Origin of the sequence: Anaerotignum faecicola, from assembly GCA_024460105.1 — a bacterium.
GTDB lineage: Bacteria > Bacillota > Clostridia > Lachnospirales > Anaerotignaceae > JANFXS01.
In genome coordinates this window covers 1-744 of record JANFXS010000028.1, presented here as the reverse complement: position 1 = coordinate 744, position 744 = coordinate 1, and the positions used below count along the sequence as shown (strand labels likewise).

The window sequence follows — 744 nt, the reverse complement described above, 5'->3', positions numbered from 1 at the left end:
AAACTGAAACGCATTGAAGATGTCATCCGCCTCCGGGAAGACTCTTCTCGTCTCGTACTCATGTTTGACCTTCTTATAAAGTTCCCTGTAATATGGCTTTTTAAACTCCACGCTCAGTGGCTCCAGCCAGTCATTATCGATCGCACCCATATTGCTGTAATTTCCTTTCGTATTGTTCTGTATTACCTGCCTGATCCCCTCCGCTATAATCTCATGGGCAGTCCCCGGGCCGCCAGGAAACGTTTTAACTCCATGATCTCCAGCTCCTTATAGTGGAACAGGGAGGCCGCCAGCGCAGCGTCTGCCTTTCCCTTCGTCAGGGCATTGTAAAAATGCTCTGTCGTCCCTGCGCCGCCCGATGCGATAACCGGTACGGATACAGAGTCTGCAATAACTGCGTTCAGTTCATCGTCATATCCGGCCTTTGTGCCGTCGCAGTCCATGCTGGTAAGGAGAATCTCCCCCGCGCCCATGCGGTCCGCCTTCATGGCCCATTCCACAGCATCGAGCCCCGTATCGATACGGCCGCCGTTTTTGTATACATTCCATCCGCTTCCGTCTTCCCGCCTTCTGGCATCGATGGCAACGACCACACACTGGCGCCCGAATTTATCTGCAGCCTCGGAGATCAGTTCCGGTGTATTGATGGCAGAGGAATTGATGGATATCTTATCCGCCCCCTCCCGCAGAAGCAGTTTAAAATCATCAACCGTACGGATACCGCCGCCCACGGTAAATGGAATA

The 744-nt window shown here is 52.7% G+C and carries 2 protein-coding genes; both read right to left on the bottom strand.

Annotated elements, in window-relative coordinates; genetic code table 11:
• On the bottom strand, nucleotides 1-150 hold a 150-nt coding region (locus NE664_12540; protein ID MCQ4727464.1), incomplete at its 3' end, for a uracil-DNA glycosylase.
• Between the two features lie 53 nt (nucleotides 151-203).
• Nucleotides 204-744 (bottom strand): imidazole glycerol phosphate synthase cyclase subunit (locus NE664_12535; GenBank protein MCQ4727463.1); only part of this gene is annotated, 541 nt, incomplete at its 5' end.